This is a genomic window from Arthrobacter sp. zg-Y750 (genome assembly GCF_020907365.1).
In the GTDB taxonomy this organism is placed as follows: Bacteria; Actinomycetota; Actinomycetes; order Actinomycetales; family Micrococcaceae; genus Arthrobacter_B.
On the sequence record NZ_JAJJOC010000013.1, the window covers coordinates 533,949 to 556,529 of the forward strand.

Sequence of the window (22,581 nt, forward strand, 5' to 3'; positions counted from 1 at the left end):
ACGTCTCCTAGCTCTTTCACTGCGGCTGGCGCCGCAAATGCCCCCATAGAGACTACCTAGAGCAGTGGCAATGCAACGAACCGGAACGGCCCGTAGAAACGTGAGCTACGTCCCGTAGCCGTAGAAATACCGTTCGAAAACGGCCCGCGCATGCCGGGTGTCGCGCAGGTAATCCTCCTCCAGGACCCCGCCCTGACCTGCGCCGTAGCCGCACCAGCGGGCCACGGCATCCAGTTCCCGGCGGGACGAGGGCAGGACATCGGCGTTGCGGCCGCCCCGGATAACGTTTGCGCTTCGGATCCGGCTGGCGAGCAGCCAGGCGTGCCGCAGCGTCTCGACGTCGGCAGCAGGAAGCAGCTTGGCGGCCTCGATCGCGTCCAGTGCCGGTATGGTCGCCGTGACGCGCAGTTCCGGGATCCGGTGGGCGTGCTGGAGCTGCAGCAGCTGTACCAGCCACTCCACGTCGCTCAGCCCGCCCCGGCCCAGCTTGAGCTGCCGGGAGGGGTCGGCGCCGCGGGGCAGCCGTTCCGCCTCCACCCGGGCCTTGATGCGCCGGATCTCGCGCACATCCTTGTCGGTAACCTCGCCGGGGTAGCGCACCGGGTCAATCAGCGCCATGAAATCTTCGGCGAGGGCGTCGCTGCCGGCCATCGGACGGGCCCGCAGCAGGGCCTGCGCTTCCCAGGCCAGGGACCACCGCTCGTAGTAGCCGCGGTAGGATTCCAGGCTGCGCACCAGCGGACCCTGCCGCCCTTCGGGCCGCAGCCCGGCATCCAGCACCAGGGTGCGTTCGGCCAGGATGGCCGGGGTGCAGGGCTGCTGCAGGAAGGTCGAAATGGAGGACACGATTTTTTCGGCCTGGGCCTGCGCCGCCGCCGGATCAGCCCCGGCCAGGGGCCGGTGCACGTACATGACGTCCGCATCCGAGCCGTAGCCGATTTCGCGGCCGCCCTGCCGGCCCATTGCCACCACCAGCATGTCCGTAAGTTTGCCGCTGCTGCCGAAGACTTCCCCCTCCGCAACGTTTAGGGCGCCGAGGACAGCAGCCCGGTCGGCGTCGGCCAGCGCCTGTCCCACCTCCTGCTGGCTGAGCAGTCCGGCGCTGTCGGCCACCGCAATGCGCAGCATTTCCCGGCGGCGGATCAGCCGGATCAGCCGCATGGCCTCCGCCGGCCGGGGATGGCGGGACATTTTGGACTGGATTTCCTGCCACTGCGTGGCGAAGGGGACGGGGACCAGGTCCTTGTCGGAGCCGAGCCAGGCGGTGGCCTCGGGGGAAACTTCCAGCAGGTCCGTGATGAACCGGCTGGAGGACAGGATGGAGCACAACCGCTCCCCCGCCGCCGAGGAGTCCCGCAGCATGCCCAGGTACCAGTGGGTGTCCCCCAGGTTCTCGCTGAGCCGCCGGAACCCCAGCAGCCCGGCGTCGGGATCCACGCCGTCGGCCAGCCAGGCCAGCAGCACCGGCAGCAGCTGCCGCTGGAGGGCTGCGCGGCGGCTTACCCCCACGGTCAGGGCTTCAATGTGGCGCATGGCTCCGCGGGGATCGGCATATCCGAGCGCGGCCAGGCGGGCCTGCGCGGCTTCGGGGCTTAGCCGGACCTCATCGGCGCTGAGGTTCGCTGCGGTGCTCAGCAGCGGACGGTAGAAGATGCTCTCATGCAGCTGCCGGACCAGCCGTTTGGTGCGCATCCACTGCTCACGCAGGCGGTCTGCGCTGGGGCGCTCTGCAGTCAGCGATCCGGCGCTGGCCTTCGCCAGGGCGCGCAGGGCGGTGTCGCTTTCGGGCATCAGGTGCGTGCGGCGCATATGCACCATCTGGATCCGGTGTTCGAGTACCCGCAGGTAGCGGTAGGACTCGTCCAGTGCCCGGGCGTCGGTGCGGCCGATGTACCCGGCGTCGCTCAGGGCGGCAATCGCCGCCGTAGTACCGCGCACCCGCAGCGACTCGTCGACGCGTCCGTGCACCAACTGCAGCAGCTGGACGGTGAATTCGACGTCGCGCAGCCCGCCGCTGCCCAGCTTCAGCTGCCGGGACTCCTCGTGGGCTGGAATGTTCTGGGTGACCCGGCGGCGCATGGCCTGGACCGATTCCACAAACCCGTCCCGTTCGGAGCTGCTCCAGATCAGGGGTGCAACCGCTTCCTCATAGCGGCGTCCCAACTCCGCATCCCCGGCCATGGCACGCGCCTTCAGCAGGGCCTGGAACTCCCAGCTGTGCGCCCACCGCTGGTAGTAGTTCAAGTGCGAATCCAGGGTTCGGACCAGGGGCCCGTCCTTGCCCTCGGGCCGCAGGTTCGTGTCCACTTCCCAGAGCGGCGGCTCAGGTGCGGAGGCATTGATGGCCCGGGAGATGCCGGCGGCCAGTGCCGTGCCGATGGCCGAGGCGCGCTGCTCGTCCAACCCGTCGCCGTCGATCACGTAGATCACGTCCACGTCGGAGATGTAGTTCAGCTCCCGTGCTCCCGCTTTGCCCATGCCGATCACCGCCAGCTTTACGGCAGCAATATCCTCGGCCGGGTAGCTGGCCGCAAGTTCCGCGCGGGAGACAGCTAAGGCAGCTTCCAGTGCCGCACCGGCGAGGTCGGCCAGTTCGCGGCCGGCCGCCGGGAGGTAGTCCGTGGGCGACGCCGCCCCGAGGTCGCGGACGGCCAGGTCCAGCACGTGCCGGCGGTACCGGGCGCGCAGCTCCACGTAGGCATCGGCGCCCGTAACCCCGGCCACGGGGGCTGCTCTGCTGCCGGCGTGTACGGCGTCCAGCAGCGAGGCGCGCAGCGCCGCCCCGTCGGTACTGCCGGGCTCGGCACGCAGCTGGCGCTGCAGCACCCCGACGTCACCGGGATGGCGCATCAGGAACTCCGCCAGGGCCTCGGACGCGCCGAGCAGGCGGAACAGCGCTTCGCTCTCTTCGGCACCGGCGTTGACCAGGTCCACCAGTTCCGGTGCACGGCCGATCAGCCGCACCAGCGACTGCAGTGCCAGGTCCGGATCCGCCGAGAAGTTGAACCCGGCAAACAGTGCGTCCTCATCCACCGGGGCAAGTTCGGGCGCGGCCAGGAAACGGGTGCTCTTCTCCAGGTCGTGGAACCCCGTGGCGATCATCCGCCGGGACAGACTCATGGGTAGTACCGTGCCTTCGCCTAAAGGATGCCCAGGTTTTTCTGCAACTCGAACCGGGTCACGTGCTGGCGGTACTCGTTCCAGTCCGCCCGCTTGTTGCGCAGGAAATTCTCGAAGACCTGCTCGCCGAGAATGTCCGCCACCAGTTCGGATTCCTCCATAACGCGCACGGCATCATGCAGCGACGCCGGCAGCGGGTCGTGGCCCATGGCGCGCCGTTCCGTGGCGCTCAGGCTCTCAATGTCGTCTTCGGCGCCCGGCGGCAGCTCGTAGCCCTCTTCGATGCCCTTCAGGCCGGCACCAAGCAGCACGGCGTAGGACAGGTACGGGTTGGCGGCGGAGTCGATGCCGCGGTATTCGATGCGGGCGGACTGCCCCTTGTTCGGCTTGTAGAGGGGCACGCGCAGCAGCGCCGAGCGGTTGTTGTGGCCCCAGGAAAGGTAGCTGGGTGCTTCCCCGCCGCCCCAGAGCCGCTTGTAGGAATTTACGAACTGGTTGGTGACCGCAGTGAATTCCGGAGCATGGCGCAGGATACCGGCCATGAACTGGCGGGCAGTCTTGGACAGCTGGAACTCGGCGCCGGCTTCGAAGAAGGCGTTGGAATCGCCTTCGAAGAGCGAGAAGTGCGTGTGCATGCCGGAGCCCGGGTGGTGCGAGAAGGGCTTGGGCATGAAGCTGGCGTAGCAGTCGGTCATCAGCGCCACTTCCTTGACGACCGTGCGGAAGGTCATGATGTTGTCCGCGGTCTGCAGGGCATCGGCGTAGCGCAGGTCGATCTCATTCTGGCCGGGGCCGGCTTCGTGGTGGCTGAATTCCACCGAGATGCCCACGGCTTCGAGCATGGACACAGCGGTGCGGCGGAAGTCCTGGGCAACGCCGCCGGGCACGTGGTCGAAGTAGCCGGCCCGGTCCACGGGAACCGGCTCGCCGTTTTCATCCAGCTGGTCCGACTTGAGCAGGTAGAACTCGATTTCCGGATGGGTGTAGCAGGTGAAGCCCATGTCGGCGGCCTTGGCGAGCTGGCGCTTCAGGACGTTGCGCGGATCCGCGGCGGAGGGCTGGCCGTCCGGCGTCAGGATGTCGCAGAACATCCGCGACGTCTGCTCCTCGTCGCCGCGCCAGGGCAGGATCTGGAAGGTGGAAGGGTCCGGCTGGGCCAGCATGTCGGACTCGAAGATGCGTGCCAGGCCCTCGATCGAGGAGCCGTCGAAGCCCAGGCCTTCCTCGAAGGCGCCTTCCACTTCCGCAGGTGCCAGCGCCACGGACTTCAGCGAGCCCACGACGTCGGTAAACCACAACCGCACAAACCGGACATCGCGCTCTTCAATGGTGCGCAGAACGAATTCCTGCTGGCGGTTCATCCTTACCTTCTTTCTGTACCTGCTCAGGGGCATGTGAAACTTTCTTCACTCTACCTACGTGCGCGCGGTTTGGGCCGCAGCGGTGCGTATGCGGCCGTTGCGTTACGCCGGGCGGATACCGCGGGCCGGTTCGCGGCGGCCGTTCTTTAGTAGGCTCAAGTAATGACCAGTGCCGAACAGACTTCCCCGTACGCCGCCGCACCCGCGGACCCTTCAGCTCCCGCGGCACCGCCGCTGAAGAAGATCCGCATCTCCCACCTGCAGCAGCTCAAGGACAACGGCGGCCGGTTCGCCATGCTGACCGCCTATGACCAGTACGCCGCAGGCATCTTCGATGAAGCCGGCATCGAAGTCCTGCTGGTGGGCGACTCCGCTGCGAACAACGTGATGGGACACGCCACCACCCTGCCCATCACCATGGACGAGATGATTGTTTTCGCCCGCTCCGTCACCGCCGGCGCCAAGCACTCCCTGGTGGTCTGCGACCTGCCTTTCGGCTCCTACGAAGTCTCCCCCGCACAGGCCATCGAGTCCTCCGTGCGGCTGATGAAGGAGGGGCTGGTGCACGCCGTCAAGATGGAAGGCGGCCGGCACTACGTTGACCATGTGCGCGCCATGACCGCCGCCGGCATCCCCGTGATGGCCCATGTCGGCTTCACGCCGCAGGCCGAGCATGCCCTGGGCGGCTACAAGGTGCAGGGACGCGGAGAAGCCCGTGCCGCCGTCGTGCAGGACGCCGTGGCCCTGGCAGAGGCCGGCGCGTTCTGCGTGCTGATGGAGATGGTGCCCGCCGATGTGGGCGCCGAGGTCGACGCCGCGGTGCGCGTGCCGACCATCGGCATCGGGGCGGGCAATGCCACCACCGGGCAGGTGCTGGTCTGGCAGGACATGGCCGGGCTGCGCGGCGGAAAGCAGCCGCGGTTCGTCAAGGCCTTTGCCGACCTGCGCAGCGAGCTGTCCCGGGCGGCGAAGGAATACGCCGACGAAGTACGCAGCGGTTCCTTCCCCGGCCCGGAGCACAGCTTCTAGCTAGTTGTCCTCGTCCGCGTCCCAGGCCTTGTTCCGGGCCTGGACCTTCTGGAGCGCCAGTTCGGCCTCTTCGCGGGTAGGGTAGGGCCCCAGCAGCTTCGTCCAGTCCGACTGCGGGCCTTCCTCCACCTCGTGCGTTACGACGTTGAACCAGTAATCGGCCATCAGCTGTCCTCCTGTTGCTTGGTGTGTGCTCGTCCCCCGGCCGCAGCCGCTGGCGATAAGATCGATGGTATGCCCCAAAAACTTGCCGCAGCACCCGTTGGACACCTGTCGCCCGGGAGCGTGAGCCCCCGGCTGCGCGTTCCCGCGTCAATCCCGCGTCCCGAATACGTGGACAAGGAAGCACCCGCCCCCTTCACCGGTTCCGAGGTCAAGTCAGCCGAGACCATCGAGAAGATCCGGATTGCCTCCAAGGTGGCGGCGCAGGCCATTGTGGAGGTCGGCAAGCACATTGCCCCCGGCGTCACCACTGACGAGCTGGACCGGGTGGGGCACGAATTCCTCCTGGACCACCATGCCTACCCCTCCACGCTGGGTTACCGCGGGTTCCCGAAGTCGCTGTGCTCCTCCATCAACGAGGTCATCTGCCACGGCATCCCGGACACCACGGAACTGTCCGACGGCGACATCATCAACATCGACATCACCGCGTACATGGACGGCGTGCACGGCGACACGAACTGGACCTTCCTGGTGGGCGACGTGGACGAGGAATCCCGCCTGCTGGTGGAGCGCACGCAGGAATCGCTGCGCCGGGCCATCAAGGCCGTTGCGCCGGGACGGGAAATCAATGTCATCGGCCGTACCATCGAGTCCTATGCCAAGCGTTTCGGCTACGGCGTGGTCCGTGATTTCACCGGCCACGGCGTCGGCGAAGCCTTCCACACCGGCCTGATCATCCCGCACTACGACGCCGCACCGGCGTACAGCAGGCTGATTGAGCCGGGAATGGTGTTTACCATTGAACCAATGCTCACGCTCGGAACCATTGAGTGGGACATGTGGGATGACAACTGGACAGTTACGACCAAGGATCGCAAGCGTACGGCGCAGTTCGAGCACACCCTGCTCGTGACTGAGGACGGCGCCGAAGTTCTGACCCTTCCCTAATCCGCAGACCGAGCTCAGAACTACTACTGGAGAACCATGGCCAAGAAGCATAAGTCCGACAAGCACGTCGACGCCGTCATCGGAATTGATATCGGCGGTACCGGCATCAAGGGCGGCATTGTCGACCTGTCCAAGGGCAAGCTGATTGGCGAACGCTACCGCATTCCCACCCCGCAGCCGGCCACCCCCGAAGCCGTAGCCGGGGTTGTGGGGCAGATCGTCGCCGAGCTCTCCTCCCGCCCGGAGGGACCGGGCCCCGATGTTCCGGTGGGCGTTACGTTCCCGGCCATCATCTCCCACGGCATCGCCCGCTCCGCGGCCAACGTCGACAAGAGCTGGGTGGACACCGACGTCGACGCGCTGCTGACCAAGGCGCTCGGGCGCGATGTCCAGGTCATGAACGACGCCGACGCCGCCGGCCTCGCCGAGGCACGTTACGGTGCCGGCCGCGAAGTGGACGGCACCGTACTGGTGATCACCCTGGGCACCGGTATCGGCTCGGCGCTGATCTACAAGGGCGTGCTGGTCCCCAATGCGGAACTGGGCCACCTGGAGATTGACGGCCACGACGCCGAGACGAAGGCTTCCGCGTCCGCCCGCGAACGGGACGGCATCAGCTGGGAAGAATACTCCAAGCGGCTGCAGCGCTACTTCTCCCACGTGGAGTTCCTCTTCTCCCCCGACCTGTTCGTGATCGGCGGCGGCATCTCCAAGCGCAGCGAGGACTTCCTGCCGATGCTGGACCTGCGCACCCCGCTGGTCACCGCCAACCTGAAGAACAACGCCGGCATTGTGGGCGGCGCCCTGCAGGCGGCCCTGCACTTCAAGTACATTAAGTAGCCGGACGGCAGCACCGCACAAAAACGGCGCGCAAAAGCGGCGGAAGGGATTCTCCCTTCCGCCGCTTTTGCGCATCTAAAGCTATTGGGTCCCCTGGCCGGATCCGGCCCGGGACCTACTGGGCGCCCAGCGGGCGCTGCGCGCCGGACGGGACCCGCCCGCGGTTTTGCTGCGCTTCGGCCCGTAGTTTTTCAATGGCCGTCTCGAAGTCTTCCAGCGAGTCGAAGGACTGGTAGACGCTGGCAAAGCGCAGGTACGCCACCTGGTCCAGTTTCTGCAGCGGGGTGAGGATGGCCAGCCCCACGCCGTTCGCGTCGATTTCAGCCACACCGCTGGCCCGGATGGATTCCTCCACTTCCTGGGCCAGCATGGCCAGGTCATCCTCGCTGACCGGACGGCCCTGGCAGGCTTTGCGCACGCCGTTGATGACCTTGCTGCGGCTGAAGGGTTCGGCTACGCCGGAACGCTTGATCACGCTGAGGCTGGTGGTTTCCACCGTGGAGAAACGGCGGCCGCACTGCGGGCACTGCCGCCGGCGGCGGATGGCCGACCCGTCGTCGGCCAGGCGGCTGTCCACGACGCGGGAGTCGGCGTTGCGGCAAAACGGACAGTACATGTCCCGTCCTTTCGGGAAGGCGCCTTATGGTGCTCCCACTATAGGGCGCACTTTGCCTGAGCACCAAGTGGAGGACCACAACATGTAGTAGGTGCTCCTACTACATGTTGCGGGTATCCCGAAGGGTTAGCGGTTATTCGAAACGGACCGTAACCGCGTCCCCGTGCGCCGGCAGATCCTCGGCGATGGAAAGGGCAACAATGTCACCGCTGACTTCCTGCAGCGCCTCACGGTCGTAGTTGATCATCTGGATGGCGCGCATAAAGGTGGTGACGTTCAGCCCCGAGGAAAAGGCTGCGGTGCCGCCGGTGGGCAGCACGTGATTGGACCCGGCGCAGTAGTCACCCAGGCTCACGGGACTGTAGTTGCCCACGAAGATGGCACCGGCACTGCGGATTCGGCCAGCCACGGCTTCGGCATCGGCCGTCTGGATTTCCAGGTGTTCGGCAGCGTAGGCGTCACATACCGCAATGCCCTGCTCCAGCCCGTCCACGAGGATAACGCCGGACTGGGGGCCGGACAGGGCCGTGCGCACACGGTCGCTGTGCTTGGTGGCCCGGACCTGGGCGTCCAGTTCAGCCCGGACCTTTTCAGCGAGGGATTCGGACGCCGTGACGAGGACCGACCCGGCATTGGGATCGTGTTCGGCCTGGCTGATCAGGTCGGCGGCCACGAGCCGCGGGTCAGCGGTTTCGTCGGCGAGAACCATGATTTCCGTGGGTCCCGCTTCGGAGTCGATTCCCACTACGCCCTTGACCAGCCGCTTGGCGGTGGCCACAAAGACGTTGCCCGGGCCGGTAACCACATCCACCGGCAGGATGGCGGCATTATTTTCATCCTCCCGCACCCCGTAGGCGAAGGCGGCAATGGCCTGGGCGCCGCCCACGGCATAGACCTCGGTGATGCCCAGCAGCTTGGCCGCAGCGAGGATGGTGGGGTGCGGCAGCCCGCCGAATTCCTTCTGCGGCGGCGAGGCCAGTGCCAGGGAGGAAACTCCTGCGGCCTGCGCCGGCACAACGTTCATGATTACCGAGGAGGGATACACCGCAAGCCCGCCCGGAACATACAGTCCCACCCGGGAGACCGGCACCCATTTGTGGGCCAGGAGGGCACCGGGGCGGATTTCCACTTCGGCGTCGGCAGGACGCTGGGCGGCAGCGAAAATCCGGGTCCGCTCAATGGCCGTTTCCAGTGCCGTACGGACCGCCGGGTCCAGCTGCTCCAGCGCTGAGTCCAGCGCGGTTTCGGGCACCCGCACCGTGTGCTGCTGAACGCCGTCGAAACGCTCTGCCAGTTCCGTCAGCGCGGCGAATCCGCGGGTACGGACGTCGGTGATGATGGCTGAGACGGCGTCGGACGCGGCGTCGAACGTCGTTTCGGCACGCGGCATGGCACCCTTGAGCTCCGCGGGGCGCAGGTGCCGGCCGCGCAGGTCGATGGTGCGGAAGGAGTCAAAGGCTGCTTCGGGACTGGTTGGATTCACGCATTTCATTCTACCCAGCCAAGCCTCCGGGGCCCCTACCAGTTCCGCTGTGCGTCGCCGGGCGTCAGGCCCGGAACTCCTCCCCGGAGAAGATGTCATCAAGCATCAAGCGGGCGGCGCCGCGCAGGCCACCGGTTTGGGGATGCCGGGCGACCTCCACAACAAGTTCCGCAGTGGCCATGGGCGGACAATCCGAGTAGAGGGTCGAGCGCACCGCGGCAACGAAAACCGCTGAACCCGCCAAGACGCCGCCAAGGACCAGCCGGTTCGGATTAAAGAAATTAATGCTGGTTGCGAGGACACCGCCGGTCATCACTCCGGCGCCGCGCAGCAGTCCGGTTGCAGCGGGATGGGCGTCGCGGGCGAGGTCGATCATCGCCTCCACCGTCTGTACATCATGGCCCTGCAGCTGCATCTCGCGGACAAGCGCGGTGCCGGAAGCGAGCACGTCCAGGCATCCCGTCCGGCCGCAGGAGCAAGGCACCGCAGGAGCACCCTGCACCGCCGCATGGCTGATGTCCCCTGCCCACCCGTTACTGCCCTTGTACAGTTCACCGCCGGCAATGATCCCGCAGCCGATACCGGTGCCGGCTTTGACGAAAATCTGGTGCGGATAGGTGACCGGGTCAGTGCCGTTGAGCAGTTCCCCGGCAGCCATGAGATTGGCGTCGTTATTAACGATGACGGGCACCCCCAGCTCCCGCTGAATAATCTCCGCTGCGTTCGTTCCGTTCCAGCCGGGCATGCGGGACGGGGCAACAATGCGGGAATCAGCGCTCGACACCGGTCCGGGCACTCCCACCGAAACACCCCTTAGCCGGCCGGATCCCGTTGCCTCGGCCTGCTCGACCATGTCTTTGAGCCGGGCCGTTGCGGAAGTCAGGATAATCTCCGGACCAGCTGCAAGATCGAGGGCCGCATGGTGTTCAGCGAGGAGATTACCAGCGAAATCGGCCACCCCGAACGAGGTGCGGTCAACGCCAAGGTCAATACAACCCACCAGCCCGGCATCCGCCCTGATTTCCAGGCGCCGCGGGCGGCGTCCGCCGCGTGATTCCCCCTCGCCAACCTCTGCAACGTGCCCCCGCGCGATCAAAGCGTCGATCCGCGTTGCCACCGTGGAGGGAGAGAGTCCCGTGGCTTTTGCCAGTTCCGCGCGGGATCCCGCGCGGCCCGTTCGGATAAGTCCGATCAGGTCCACAGTGCGGGAGGGGCCAGCAGCATTTCCGCTCAATCGTTCAGCCATGTTTTCCCAATCTCTTCGATAGCTCCCTCTCAACTTAGTCCAACTTTATAGAAAGTTAATCGAAATATCTGTGAAACTTTTACTGCTTAGGTTTATTTTTGGAAAACCTCGGATAGTGTGTGGTGAGTCACACCAACGACAGAACACGGCGCCGCGGCCGGCTAAAGCTGCAGGCCCGGGTTCAGGAAAAGGCAGCTCGATGGCACTGGTTAATGATTCCTCCGGCCTCCCCGGACCCGTTGCTCCGGATAAGCCGGGTGCCATGGTGGTACTGAGGGATGTGCAGAAACACTTCGGTGAGCACCACGTCTTGAAGGACATAAACCTGAGCGTGGCCACCGGTGAGGTGGTAGTGGTGGTTGGCCCGTCAGGATCCGGCAAGTCCACCCTCTGCCGGTGCATCAACCGGCTGGAGACGGTAACCAGCGGGCAGATCCTCGTGGACGGCAGGGACCTGCCGGCAGAGGGCAGGGCGCTTGCGACGCTCCGCTGTGACGTTGGCATGGTTTTCCAGTCCTTCAATCTGTTCGCGCACCGCACCATCCTCGAGAACGTCACGCTCGCACCTGTCAAAGTGCGGCGCGTTGCCCAGAAGACGGCCCGGGCAGACGGAATGGAACTGCTTGAACGTGTTGGCATCGCCGACAAGGCCGACAGTTATCCGGCCCTGCTTTCGGGCGGACAGCAACAGCGCGCAGCTATTGCCCGCGCGCTGGCAATGCGCCCCAAGGTTCTGCTTTTCGACGAACCAACCTCGGCCCTGGACCCCGAAATGGTGACTGAGGTGCTGGACGTTATGGTCTCCCTCGCCCAAGAAGGAATGACCATGGTGGTAGTCACCCACGAAATGGGTTTCGCCCGGCGGGCCGCCGACCGTGTTGTTTTTATGGACGAGGGCCGCATCGTCGAGCACGGCTCACCGGAACGGTTTTTCGCCCGTCCGGATTCTGAACGGGCCCGGGCATTCCTCTCCAGAATCCTTACTCACTGACCAACTATCAGCGGCGCCTGCCGTCCACATCAGAAGAAAGGCCACACCTTGCGCAGCACATCCCCCTTCCGGCGGCTCCTACCTGCCGTACTTGCACTGACTGCACTGCTGAGCGTTTCGGCTTGCGGCGGCGGCGATACCGCCGTCCCCGGAGCCGAAGCCGGCAGTTCGACCCAGCCCTCCAACCTTGAGGAGGTTTACGCAAACGCGGTCGTGGCCGACGCCGCAGCCATACTGCCCGAGTCCACCATGGCCCGGATCAAGGAACGCGGAACGCTGATCGTCGGGGCCGCGCTCGACGCACCGCTGCTGTCTCAGCAGGACCCCGCAAACCCCGAAAGCATCGAAGGATTTGATGCCGATCTCGCGAAACTGCTGGCTATCTACATCCTGGGCGAACCGAATATCAAGATCGTCCCGCCGGCGTCCGAGACGCGTGAAGCCCTGCTCCAAAACGGAACGGTCGACGTAGTGTTCAATACCTACACGATCACCGAGGAGCGTGCCGAGCAGATCTCCTTCGCAGGACCGTATCTGGAATCAGGGTTGGCCGTTGCCGTGAAAGGCGACAACAAGGACATCAACGGCATCGATGACCTCGGCGGAAAAACCGTTATTGTCGGCGCAAACACACCTGCAGTGACTGCCGTACCCGAAAAGCAGCCGACGGCCACCCTGGTGTCCTTCGGCACCGATCCGCAGGCACTGCAGGCACTCAAGCAGGGCCGCGGGGACGCCTATGTGCAGGACTTCACGCTCCTGGCCTCACACAGTGCAGATGACACCTCCATTAAGGTGGTGGGCCAGCCCTTCACTACGGAGTCCTACGGCATCGGCCTGAAGCACGACGATGAGGAATTCAAGGCATTCATCAACGAATGGCTCCAGAAGATCCAGGCCGACGGGACCTGGGGCAAGGTGTGGGATGCCACGCTCGGCGAAGCCGTGGAGGCAGAGGCACCCAGCGCCCCCGAAATCGGTTCCGTTCCCGGCAGTTAGTCCGCCTGCCCGGCGCCCGGTGTCACTGCACGCCGGGCGCCGCGGCAGCGCCGCCGGGCGCCGTACCGGGCATTCGCCCGCCGCATACTCAAAGGAAATAGATGGACATCTTTGCCGACAGTGCCGACGCCTTCCTCCATGCCCTTGGAACAACGGTTGTTATGGCAATCATCGCCGGGGCGGGAGCACTGATCCTCGGCACACTCGTGGCCGCCGCCCGGATCAGCCCCATTCCGCCCCTGCGGGCTGCTGCCTTTGCCTACGTGCAGTTCTTCGTCAATGTTCCCCTGCTTGCCCTCCTGATCCTTGCCGTCTTCGCGCTGCCGGATGCCGGTTTCATCCTGCCGCTCACCCCAACGGCCGTCCTTGTCCTCACGGCCTATGAAGCTGCATACGTTTCCGAAGCCATCAGAAGCGGAGTCAACACCGTGGGCCACGGACAGATAGAGGCCAGCCGCGCCCTGGGTTTCACCCTCCGGCAAACACTTGGCCTCGTCGTCCTGCCGCAGGCACTGCGGGCGGCCGTGCAACCCATCGGCAACGTGATGATCGCTTTGACCATGAACACAGCGCTGGCCGCTGCCGTAGGTGTGGTGGAACTGACGTCCGCAGCCAACAAGCTGAACCTAGTTGAAGCACAGCCCATCCTGATCTTTTCCGCCGCGGGGTTGACCTACATGCTTCTTGCCCTCTGCATCGGACTCAGCGCCGGCCGTATCGAGCGAAAGGTGGCTGTTCTCCGATGACTACCGCCGTACCTGCCAAGTCCGCTGCCCGTACCCGCGTGCAGGCGCAGGCGACCCTGTCCCTCTATGACGAGCCGGGCCCGAAGGCCAGGCGGAACATACGTATATGGTCCGTGATCACAATCTTCGCGCTTCTGGGCGTGATTATCAGCGGGCTGATCCAGTTCGGTTCCAAAGGCCAGCTCCACCCGGACAAGTGGACGCCGTTCCTCTCCTGGCCCATCTGGCAGTACCTGTTCGTTGGACTGTGGGGAACTCTGCAGGCCGGAGCCCTCGTTGCCGTCCTGGGCGGGACGCTGGGACTCCTCCTTGCCCTCGGCCGCCTGAGCCGCTTCTCACCCGTGCGATGGATCTGCGCAGGCTACATCGAAACCGCCCGGACAATACCCGTGCTGTTGCTCATCTACCTGATGCTGTTCGGCCTTCCGCAGCTGGGCCTCAACTTCCCCCTGATCTGGAAGCTGGTCATCCCGCTCACCGTCGCCAACTCGGCTGCCTTTGCGGAGATTATCCGTGCCGGGATCCTCGGCCTCCCCCGCGGCCAGCGGGAGGCTGCACTCAGCCTCGGCATGTCGGAGGGGCAGGCAAGCCGTCTTGTTGTCCTGCCGCAGGCACTGCGTTTTGCCACGCCGTCCCTCGTGACGCAGTTGGTAAGCCTCATCAAGGACACCTCGCTCGGATACATAGTCGCCTTCACGGAGCTGTTGTACCGCGGTCAGGTGCTCTCCGCCTTCAACGGGCTGCTCATCCAGACATTCCTCGTGGTGACCCTCGTTTATCTCGTCTTCAACGGCATCCTTTCCGCCCTCGCCGCCCGCCTGCGGACACGCTCTCCCAAACGAAGCCCGCGCAGGGCCGCTGCAGGACCGGTACCTGTGGCCGGCGCACCCTTTTCCGACCTCCCCCGCCCCCAGTAAAGGAGCACCCCCGTGGTATCCCCCGCCGCGCCTGGCACGGCCAGCGCCCGCATATCCAACGCAGCCGAACAGCTCGCGGAACTCGCCGTCGTCATAAGGTCCGGTGTCACTGAAAGCCGCCATTTCGGCTGGTTGGCGGCACTTGACGCAGATGGAAACGTCGCCGCCAGCCTCGGTGCCGGCTCAGGGCAGGTGCTGCCGCGTTCGACCACCAAGCCGCTGCAGGCTCTTGCCTGCCTGCGCGCCGGCGCCGACCTGTCCGGCCCGGAACTGGCGATCGCCGCCGGAAGCCATACCGGGGAGGACGCCCACGTAGAGGCGGTGCGCAGCATCCTGGAGCGGGCGGGATTGGATGATTCCGCCCTTGCCTGTCCGGCCGATTGGCCCGAGGACGAAGCAAGCCGTGAGCGCCTGATAAGAGCCGGCAAGTCGCGCTCCCGGGTCCACATGAACTGCTCGGGTAAGCACGCCGCCATGCTGCTGGCCTGCACCGCAAACGGCTGGGACACCGCGGGCTACCTGGACCCGGCCCATCCTTTGCAGCTCATGGTCCGGGACACCGTGGAACGCGCTACCGGCGTTCCGGTTGAGCACGCGGCCGTCGATGGATGCGGAGCGCCGTTGTTTAGCACCACGGTCCTTGGGCTTGCGCAGGCGTTCCGCACCCTCGTCACCGCGTCCCCCGGGACTCCGGAGCGCCTGGTAGCCGATGCCATGCGTGCCAACCCTTTCCACGTCGGCGGAACAGGGCATGCAAACAGCAGCGCCATGACCCTTGTACCCGGCGTCCTTGCCAAGGGCGGGGCGGAAGGGGTTATCGGCATGTCCGCGTCGACCGGCCAGGCAGTAGCCATGAAGATTGTCGACGGCAACCCGCGGGCAACCACGCTGATAGCCCTTAAGGTCCTGGAGGCCCTCGGAGTCGACACTTCCGGTGCCGGAGCACTGATGGACCTGCCGATCAACGGCGGCTCGGAACGGGTTGGCCGGATATCGATTGGTTCGGACGTTGCTGCCTGGGCCGAAAACCCGGTGCCCCGGTGGTGAGGTCAGCAAACGGGTGTACGCCTGCAGTGCGGCGCATAGCCGTGGAACTCTGCGTCGATGACGTCGACGGGGCCCTGGTGGCGGACCGTTCAGGTGCGGACCGGATCGAGTTGTGCGCAAACCTGGGCGAAGGCGGCACCACGCCGAGTATGGGTGCGGTTCTGGCCGTGCTGCGGGCGGTGAACCGGGTAGGCGTCCAAGTCATAGTACGGCCGCGCGGCGGCGATTTTGTCTACAGCGACGCTGAACTCGAGACAATGTGCCGGGACCTGGAAGCAATCGAAGCCGCGGCGTCCGGGGCCGGCACCCCGGTAGGAGTCGTGACGGGCGTGCTCACCAGCGACGGCGAGGTGGATGTAACCGCAATGCGCCGGCTAATGGCGGCCGCAGGCACCCTCCCCGTGACTTTCCACAAAGCCTTCGATCTGGCACGGGATCCACTTAAGGCGTACCAGGAGCTCACGCAGCTGGGTGTCCAGCGTGTCCTCACCTCGGGCGGCCCGCACCCGGCAGCCGAGGGCATCGGAATGCTGGCTGAGCTGGTCCGCCTCTCCAAGGCCGCTCCGTCCGCGCCGTCGGTCCTGGTGGGTGGATCGGTCCGCCCTGCCAACGTGAGGGAAATTGTCGCAGCGACCGGTGCAGGCGAAATCCACCTGCGGGCCCAGACTCCGTCGCCGCGCATGGACGGAACGCTGCAGACAGACCCGGACATGGTCCGCAGCCTCTTCGCGGCACTGGAGTCCGCAGCAGCAGACGACCCACCCTCTGCTCCCCGTCACGACGCAGTGGTTCTCGCCGTGGATGTAGGCGGCACCAACATCAAGGGAGCGCTGGTGGCGGCATCAGGCCGGACCCTGCTCTCCCGTACCGTCCCGGCAGGTGTTACGGGCGACGAATCCATCGAGCGGATACTGGCCCTCGCGGAGGACCTCCGCGACTATGCGGAGGATGACGGCTGCGTTGTCGCAGGGGCAGGCGTCGTCACGCCGGGAATGGTGGACTCCCAAAAGGGAATCATCCGGTATGCCTCTTCCCTCGGCTGGTCCAACGTTCCGCTGAAGCGCCTCCTCACGGAGAGGCTCGGTGTCCCCGTCCACATAGACCATGACGTCCGAACCAGTGGCCTGGCCGAAGACCTTTTCGGAGCTTCACACGGTTCCGGCGACTCCGTGCTGGTTGCCGTGGGAACAGGTGTTGCCGCGTCAATCCAAAGCGGGGGCCATCGTATTTCCGGCGCGTCTGCCACAGCCGGTGAGTTGGGCCATATCCCGGTCATACCGGACGGGGAACGCTGTACCTGCGGCCAGTTCGGCTGCTTGGAGGCCTACTTCTCCGGCGCAGGGGTGGCCCGGCGTTTCGCCGCCTCCGGGGGCGAGGCAGGGTTGGACGTGTCGGGCATTGTTGCCCGGCTGGGTATCGATCCGCTGGCCGACCGCGTGTGGAGCGAGGGCATCACGGCCCTTGCGCTGGGACTCAAGACGCTGACCCTGCTGACCGATCCTGCCGTCATCGTCCTGACCGGCGGCGTGTCCCGCGCCGGGTCAGCCTTACTGGACCCGCTGCTCCGGGAGTTGTCCGGCTCACTCGCATGGCGGGATGCCCCCGATCTCCGTCTCTCCACGCTCGGGACCTCCGGCAGCCGGATTGGAGCAGCAGTCCTGGCGTTCAGGGCCGCCGGAATGGATAACGTGGTGTCCCGCTGGACCACGGAGGACGTCCTGATGCCCGTGTCCAGCGCCAGCTAGGGCGTCGGCCCGGCCGGCCTGCCTAAACGCCTAGGCGTCCAGGCAGGCCGGACCCAGCAGCACCTTCAGGTCGCCGAACAACGACGGCGTGGGGTTCACCCGCATGTCCACGCCAAGCTTCATGACTTCCACGGTGCGGGAGCCGTTCAGCCGGATCTGCACCTCGGACGTGCCCGGGTGGGTGCGCAGCACGTCACCCAGCTGGGAGACCACCGTTTCCGTGGCCTTGTAGGTGGCCATCGAAATGACCACCGGCCCGGAGTGGCCCTCGCTGAGGTCGGGAACGGTGAGCTCCTGCGCGTTCAGGGTCACCGCGCCGTCGTCGCGGCGCTGCAGCCGGCCCCGGACCACCACAATCAGGTCCTCGGCCAGCACGGCCGCGATGGGACCGTAGACCTGGCCGAAGAACATCACTTCCATGGACCCGGCGAGGTCCTCGATCTCACAGCGTGCATAGGCGTTGCCGCTGTTCTTGGCGATCCGTCGCTGCAGCGAGGTGATCATGCCCGCAATGGTGACAATGGCGCCGTCGGGCGGCCCGTCCTCCCCCACGATGTTCGTGATTGAGGAGTCGGCGTGCTGGCTGAGGATGCCCTCCAGGCCCTGCAGCGGATGGTCGGAGACGTAAAGCCCCAGCATGTCGCGTTCAAAGGACAGCTTGTCCTTCTTTTCCCACTCCGGCAGGTCCGGGATATCGATGCTGATCGAGTCTTCCGGTTCCTGGTCCGTAATGGCCGCGAACAGGTCGAACTGGCCCACGGCCTCGTTGCGCTTGAGCACCACCACAGAGTCAATGGCCTCTTCGTGGATCATGGCCAGCGGACGCCGGGCATGGCCCATCGAGTCGAACGCGCCGGCCTTGATCAGGGACTCGATGGTTCGCTTGTTGCACACCACCGCGGGGACCTTCATCAGGAAGTCCTTGAAGTTGGTATACGCGCCCTTTTCCTCGCGGGCGGCCACCATGGCCTGGACAACGTTAGCGCCGACGTTGCGGATGGCGCCCATGCCGAAGCGGATGTCCGTGCCCACAGGGGTGAAGTTCACCGAGGATTCGTTCACGTCCGGCGGCAGCACCGTAATGCCCATCTTGCGGCACTCGTTCAGGTACAGGGCCAGCTTGTCCTTGTCATCTCCCACGGAGGTGAGCAGGGCGGCCATGTATTCGGACGGGTAGTGCGCCTTGAGGTACGCGGTCCAGTAGGACACCAAGCCGTAGGCGGCCGAGTGGGCTTTGTTGAAGGCGTAGTCGGAGAACGGGAGCAGGATGTCCCATAGCGCCTTGATGGCTGCCTCCGAGTAGCCCCGGTCCACCATGCCCTGGTGGAAGCCGGCGTACTGCTTGTCCAGCTCGGATTTCTTCTTCTTACCCATGGCGCGGCGGAGAATATCTGCCTGGCCGAGCGAGAAGCCGGCCACCTTCTGGGCAATGGACATCACCTGCTCCTGATACACGATCAGGCCGTAGGTGGTATCCAGGATTTCCCGCAGCGGCTCTTCCAGCTCCGGGTGGATGGGGGTGACTTCCTGCACGCCGGTTTTACGCAAGGCGTAGTTGGTGTGCGAGTTCGCGCCCATGGGACCGGGACGGTACAGGGCGATGACGGCGGAAATGTCTTCGAAGTTATCCGGACGCATCAGCTTGAGCAGGGACCGCATGGGCCCGCCGTCGAGCTGGAACACACCCAGGGTGTCGCCGCTGGCCAGCAGGTCGTAGGAACCCTTGTCGTCCAGCTCCAGCTTTTCCAGGTCCAGGTCCACGCCCTGGTTGTTCTTGATGTTCTCGATCGCGTCGGAAATGATCGTCAGGTTCCGCAGGCCGAGGAAGTCCATCTTGATCAGGCCCAGGCCTTCGCAGGTCGGGTAGTCGAACTGCGTGATCACCTGCCCGTCCTGCTCGCGCTTCATGATCGGGATGATGTCGATCAGCGGGTCCGAGGACATGATGACGCCGGCGGCGTGCACGCCCCACTGGCGCTTCAGCCCTTCGAGGCCCAAAGCGGTGTCGAAGACGCGCTGCGAGTCCGGATCGGACTTGAGCAGTTCACGCAGTTCGTCGGCTTCGCCGTAGCGCTTGGCGTCTTTGTTATGCACGTCCTGCAGGGACAGGCCCTTGCCCATCACGTCCGGCGGCATGGCCTTGGTGAGCCGCTCGCCCACGGAGAACGGATATCCCATCACGCGGGAGGAGTCCTTCAGTGCCTGCTTGGCCTTGATGGTTCCGTAGGTGACGATCATGGACACGCGGTCCGCGCCGTACTTCTCGGTGACATAGTGGATCACCTCGGAGCGGCGCCGATCATCGAAGTCGACGTCGAAGTCAGGCATGGAGACACGGTCCGGGTTCAGGAAGCGCTCGAAGATCAGCCCGTGGTTCAGCGGGTTCAGGTCGGTGATGCGCATGGCGTAGGCGACCATGGATCCGGCACCGGAACCGCGGCCCGGTCCCACCCGGATGCCGTTGTTCTTGGCCCAGTTGATGAAGTCGGCCACCACCAGGAAGTAGCCCGGGAAGCCCATCTGGGTGATGATGCCGATCTCGTACTCGGCCTGCTTGCGGACGTCGTCGGGAATGCCCTTCGGGAACCGGTAGTGCAGGCCGGTCTCCACTTCCTTGATGAACCAGGATTCCTCGTTTTCCCCGGGCGGGCAGGGGAAGCGGGGCATGTAGGACGCTTTGGTGTTGAATTCGACGTCGCACCGCTCGGCAATGAGCAGGGTGTTGTCGCACGCGTCGGGGTAGTCGCGGAAAATGGCCCGCATTTCCTCCGGGGACTTCAGGTAGAACTCGTCGGCGTCGAACTTGAACCGCTTGGGATCTGCCAGCGAGGACCCCGACTGCACGCACAGCAGGGCCGCGTGCGCGGACGCGTCTTCGGCGTGGGTGTAGTGCAAGTCATTAGTGGCTACCAGCGGCAGCTGCAGCTCGCGGGCCAGCTTGACCAGGTCCGCCTGGACGTTGCGCTCAATGTCCAGCCCGTGGTCCATCAGCTCGCAGAAGAAGTTCTCCTTGCCGAAGATGTCGCGGAAATCCGACGCCGCCTGCACGGCTTCCTTGTAGAGGCCCAGCCGCAGCTTGGTCTGTACTTCACCGGAGGGGCAGCCTGTGGTGGCAATCAGGCCCTTGCCGTAGGTCTGCAGCAGGTCCCGGTCCATGCGCGGCTTGTAGAGGTAACCCTCGAGGGAAGCCAGCGAAGACATGCGGAAGAGGTTGTGCATGCCCTCGGTGTTCTCGGCCCACATGGTCATGTGGGTGTAGGCACCGGCACCGGAGACGTCGTTGCGTCCGCCGTCGCCCCACTTCACACGGGTTTTGTCCGCACGCGCGGTGCCCGGTGTCAGGTAGGCTTCCACGCCCACGATCGGCTTGATGCCGGCGCTGCGGGCCTTGTTCCAGAAGTCGAAGGCGCCGAACACAAAGCCGTGGTCGGTGGTTGCCAGGGCATTCATGCCCAGTTCCTCGGCGTGGCTGAACAGGTCGGTCAGCCGTGCTGCGCCGTCCAGCATGGAATATTCAGTGTGGTTGTGAAGATGGGCAAACGATTTGGACGTACTAGTTACTGAAGCCACCTGTACATTCTAGGCCCCGGCGCGGGAGCGCTTTGCCGCCGCCGCGCCGGGGCCTGCGTCACTGCCGGGCCGGGCCGGGGTGCGTGCCTAGACCTCGCCGCTGCGCAGGGCGTCGACGGCGTACTGAAGGTCCTGCGGGTACTCGCTGACGAACTCCACATGCTCACCGGTGCCGGGATGCGTGAAGCCCAGCTGTCGGGCATGCAGCCACTGGCGCGTAAGCCCCAGCTCGGCGGCAAGCTTGGCGTCAGCGCCGTAGGTGAGGTCACCGGCGCAGGGATGGCGCAGGGCAGAAAAATGGACGCGGATCTGGTGCGTGCGCCCGGTTTCCAGGTGCACCTCCACCAGGGAGGCCTTCCCGAAGGCCTCCAGCACCTCATAATGCGTCACCGACGGCCTGCCGCCCTCGACCACGGCGAAGCGCCAGTCATAGCCCGGGTGCCGCCCGATCGGGGCGTCAATGGTGCCCTTCAGCGGATCGGGCAGGCCCTGGACGACGGCGTGGTACATCTTGTCCACGGTCCGTTCCTTAAAAGCCTGCTTCAGCAGCGTGTAGGCGTGCTCCGTTTTAGCCACCACCATCACCCCGGAGGTGCCGACGTCGAGCCGGTGCACAATGCCCTGCCGTTCCGGAGCGCCGGACGTGGAGATCCGGTAGCCGGCAGCGGCCAGGGCACCCACCACGGTGGGACCGACCCAGCCGGGAGAGGGATGCGCTGCCACACCCACGGGTTTGTCGATGACCACGAAGTGCTCGTCATCGCCCAGGATCTTGAGGTCCTCCACCGGCTCGACGACGACGGCCAGCGGGTCCCGCTGTTCGGGGACGTCGGCGGTGATCTCCTGGCCGGCGTGCAGTTTGTCTGACTTGCCCAGCACCTTGCCGGCGGAACTGAAGTACCCGTCGGTGCACCATGTTGCGGCAGTGGAGCGGGATACATCCAGCAGGCCGGCCAGGACGGCGTCCGCGCGTTTGCCGTCAGCTTCGGGCGGGACCGCGAACACGGCGTGCAACTCGTTCATCGCTGCTCCTCGCCGTCGTTGGCCGCAGCGGGTTCCTTGGCGGCGGGAAGCGTGCGTGTCCCGTCGAGGCTGATGCCGCGGAGGGTCAGCAGGCAGACCAGGATCACGCCGCACACCACGCAGGAATCGGCGATGTTGAAGATGGCGAAATTGGGGAAGGCGATAAAGTCCACCACGTGGCCCTGCCCGAAGGAGGGCGCACGGAAGAGCCGGTCCGTCAGGTTGCCAAGGGCACCGCCGAGCACCAGGCCAAGGGCCGTGGCCCAAGCAAGCGAACGGACCCGGATCATCAGGTACACGAGGAAACCTGAAACCAGCACCATGATGATGGTGAACACCCAGGTGAACTCGGTCCCGATCGAAAACGCAGCTCCGGGATTGCGGATGAAATGCCACCGCAGCAGCGGCGGCAGGACATCGGTGACCTGTCCCTCGGTCATGGTGCGCACTACCCACAGTTTGGTGAGCTGGTCCGCAACGAGGGCGGCGGCCGCCAGGGCGAGCATGGCGAAGGCCGCTTTGGCCTTGGCAGGACGCCTGGCTCCGGTGTCCTGCGGGGTGTCCGGTGAAGAGTTGGTCATGGTGCTTTCTGTACTGCTGGGCGGAGCTGGGGGCGGGAAACGAGCGGCGCGCTCAGGCGCCGGAAACAAATGCAGCGGGGGGGGGGGGGGGGGGGGCCCCCCCCCCCCCCCCCCCCCAGGAGGATTAAAAGAAACACAACCCCCGCCCGCGCCG

18 protein-coding genes are annotated in these 22,581 nt (G+C 65.5%); 9 read left to right on the top strand and 9 right to left on the bottom strand.

What is annotated here, in order from left to right:
- Window positions 1-105: 105 nt before the first annotated feature.
- Window positions 106-3,120, bottom strand: a complete 3,015-nt coding sequence (locus tag LOC57_RS10380) for a bifunctional [glutamine synthetase] adenylyltransferase/[glutamine synthetase]-adenylyl-L-tyrosine phosphorylase (RefSeq protein WP_229959533.1) — start codon at window positions 3,118-3,120, stop codon at window positions 106-108.
- Between the two features lie 20 nt (window positions 3,121-3,140).
- Complete coding sequence (locus LOC57_RS10385) at window positions 3,141-4,481, bottom strand: glutamine synthetase family protein (RefSeq protein WP_229959535.1); 1,341 nt, start codon at window positions 4,479-4,481, stop codon at window positions 3,141-3,143.
- Window positions 4,482-4,643: 162 nt separating this feature from the next.
- Here LOC57_RS10385 and panB point away from each other — a divergent pair, with 162 nt between their 5' ends.
- Complete coding sequence (gene panB / locus LOC57_RS10390) at window positions 4,644-5,510, top strand: 3-methyl-2-oxobutanoate hydroxymethyltransferase (protein ID WP_229959538.1); 867 nt, start codon at window positions 4,644-4,646, stop codon at window positions 5,508-5,510.
- Here the strand turns inward: panB and LOC57_RS10395 are convergent, their stop codons facing one another.
- Entirely contained in the window at window positions 5,511-5,675 is a 165-nt protein-coding gene (locus LOC57_RS10395) for an SPOR domain-containing protein (protein WP_227926574.1), read from the bottom strand. It lies immediately after the preceding gene.
- Between the two features lie 69 nt (window positions 5,676-5,744).
- On the opposite strand from LOC57_RS10395, the gene map reads away from it, so the two are divergent.
- Window positions 5,745-6,623 (top strand): type I methionyl aminopeptidase, encoded by an 879-nt coding sequence (gene map / locus LOC57_RS10400; protein WP_229959546.1) that lies wholly within the window; start codon window positions 5,745-5,747, stop codon window positions 6,621-6,623.
- A gap of 36 nt (window positions 6,624-6,659) precedes the next feature.
- A complete protein-coding gene (ppgK, locus tag LOC57_RS10405) occupies window positions 6,660-7,463 on the top strand; it encodes a polyphosphate--glucose phosphotransferase (RefSeq protein WP_227910872.1) in 804 nt (267 codons plus the stop codon).
- Between the two features lie 115 nt (window positions 7,464-7,578).
- Here ppgK and nrdR read toward each other — a convergent pair whose 3' ends face one another.
- The 3 genes from nrdR to LOC57_RS10420 form a co-directional block, all read right to left on the bottom strand.
- A complete protein-coding gene (gene nrdR, locus LOC57_RS10410; protein ID WP_227910871.1) occupies window positions 7,579-8,079 on the bottom strand; it encodes a transcriptional regulator NrdR in 501 nt (166 codons plus the stop codon).
- 133 nt (window positions 8,080-8,212) lie between these two features.
- On the bottom strand, window positions 8,213-9,571 hold the full coding sequence (hisD, locus tag LOC57_RS10415; RefSeq protein WP_442860716.1) for a histidinol dehydrogenase: 1,359 nt from the start codon (window positions 9,569-9,571) through the stop codon (window positions 8,213-8,215).
- A gap of 55 nt (window positions 9,572-9,626) precedes the next feature.
- On the bottom strand, window positions 9,627-10,808 hold the full coding sequence (locus LOC57_RS10420) for an ROK family transcriptional regulator (protein ID WP_229959550.1): 1,182 nt from the start codon (window positions 10,806-10,808) through the stop codon (window positions 9,627-9,629).
- A gap of 262 nt (window positions 10,809-11,070) precedes the next feature.
- On the opposite strand from LOC57_RS10420, the gene LOC57_RS10425 reads away from it, so the two are divergent.
- From LOC57_RS10425 to LOC57_RS10450, 6 genes are all read left to right on the top strand, one after another.
- Window positions 11,071-11,799, top strand: coding sequence for an amino acid ABC transporter ATP-binding protein (locus LOC57_RS10425; RefSeq protein WP_229959583.1), 729 nt, complete (start codon window positions 11,071-11,073; stop codon window positions 11,797-11,799).
- 48 nt (window positions 11,800-11,847) lie between these two features.
- Window positions 11,848-12,798, top strand: a complete 951-nt coding sequence (locus LOC57_RS10430; protein ID WP_227910868.1) for a glutamate ABC transporter substrate-binding protein — start codon at window positions 11,848-11,850, stop codon at window positions 12,796-12,798.
- Between the two features lie 101 nt (window positions 12,799-12,899).
- Window positions 12,900-13,544: an amino acid ABC transporter permease gene (locus LOC57_RS10435; protein WP_227910867.1), complete on the top strand. Its 645-nt coding sequence runs from the start codon at window positions 12,900-12,902 to the stop codon at window positions 13,542-13,544.
- Complete coding sequence (locus LOC57_RS10440; RefSeq protein ID WP_229959553.1) at window positions 13,541-14,461, top strand: amino acid ABC transporter permease; 921 nt, start codon at window positions 13,541-13,543, stop codon at window positions 14,459-14,461. Before LOC57_RS10435 ends, LOC57_RS10440 begins: the two co-directional genes overlap by 4 nt.
- A 12-nt stretch (window positions 14,462-14,473) precedes the next feature.
- Entirely contained in the window at window positions 14,474-15,508 is a 1,035-nt protein-coding gene (locus tag LOC57_RS10445) for an asparaginase (RefSeq protein WP_227910865.1), read from the top strand.
- Between the two features lie 41 nt (window positions 15,509-15,549).
- On the top strand, window positions 15,550-17,253 hold the full coding sequence (locus LOC57_RS10450) for a copper homeostasis protein CutC (RefSeq protein WP_229959555.1): 1,704 nt from the start codon (window positions 15,550-15,552) through the stop codon (window positions 17,251-17,253).
- Between the two features lie 30 nt (window positions 17,254-17,283).
- Here LOC57_RS10450 and dnaE read toward each other — a convergent pair whose 3' ends face one another.
- The 3 genes from dnaE to lspA all read right to left on the bottom strand — a co-directional run bounded on the left by dnaE (window position 17,284) and on the right by lspA (window position 22,427).
- Window positions 17,284-20,760, bottom strand: coding sequence for a DNA polymerase III subunit alpha (gene dnaE / locus LOC57_RS10455; RefSeq protein WP_229959585.1), 3,477 nt, complete (start codon window positions 20,758-20,760; stop codon window positions 17,284-17,286).
- A gap of 150 nt (window positions 20,761-20,910) precedes the next feature.
- The gene (locus LOC57_RS10460; protein ID WP_227910862.1) at window positions 20,911-21,846 is read right to left on the bottom strand and encodes an RluA family pseudouridine synthase; all 936 of its coding nucleotides are present in this window, start codon (window positions 21,844-21,846) and stop codon (window positions 20,911-20,913) included.
- Window positions 21,843-22,427 (bottom strand): signal peptidase II, encoded by a 585-nt coding sequence (gene lspA / locus LOC57_RS10465; RefSeq protein WP_227910861.1) that lies wholly within the window; start codon window positions 22,425-22,427, stop codon window positions 21,843-21,845. The genes LOC57_RS10460 and lspA overlap by 4 nt, the downstream gene beginning before the upstream one ends.
- Between the last annotated feature and the right edge of the window lie 154 nt (window positions 22,428-22,581).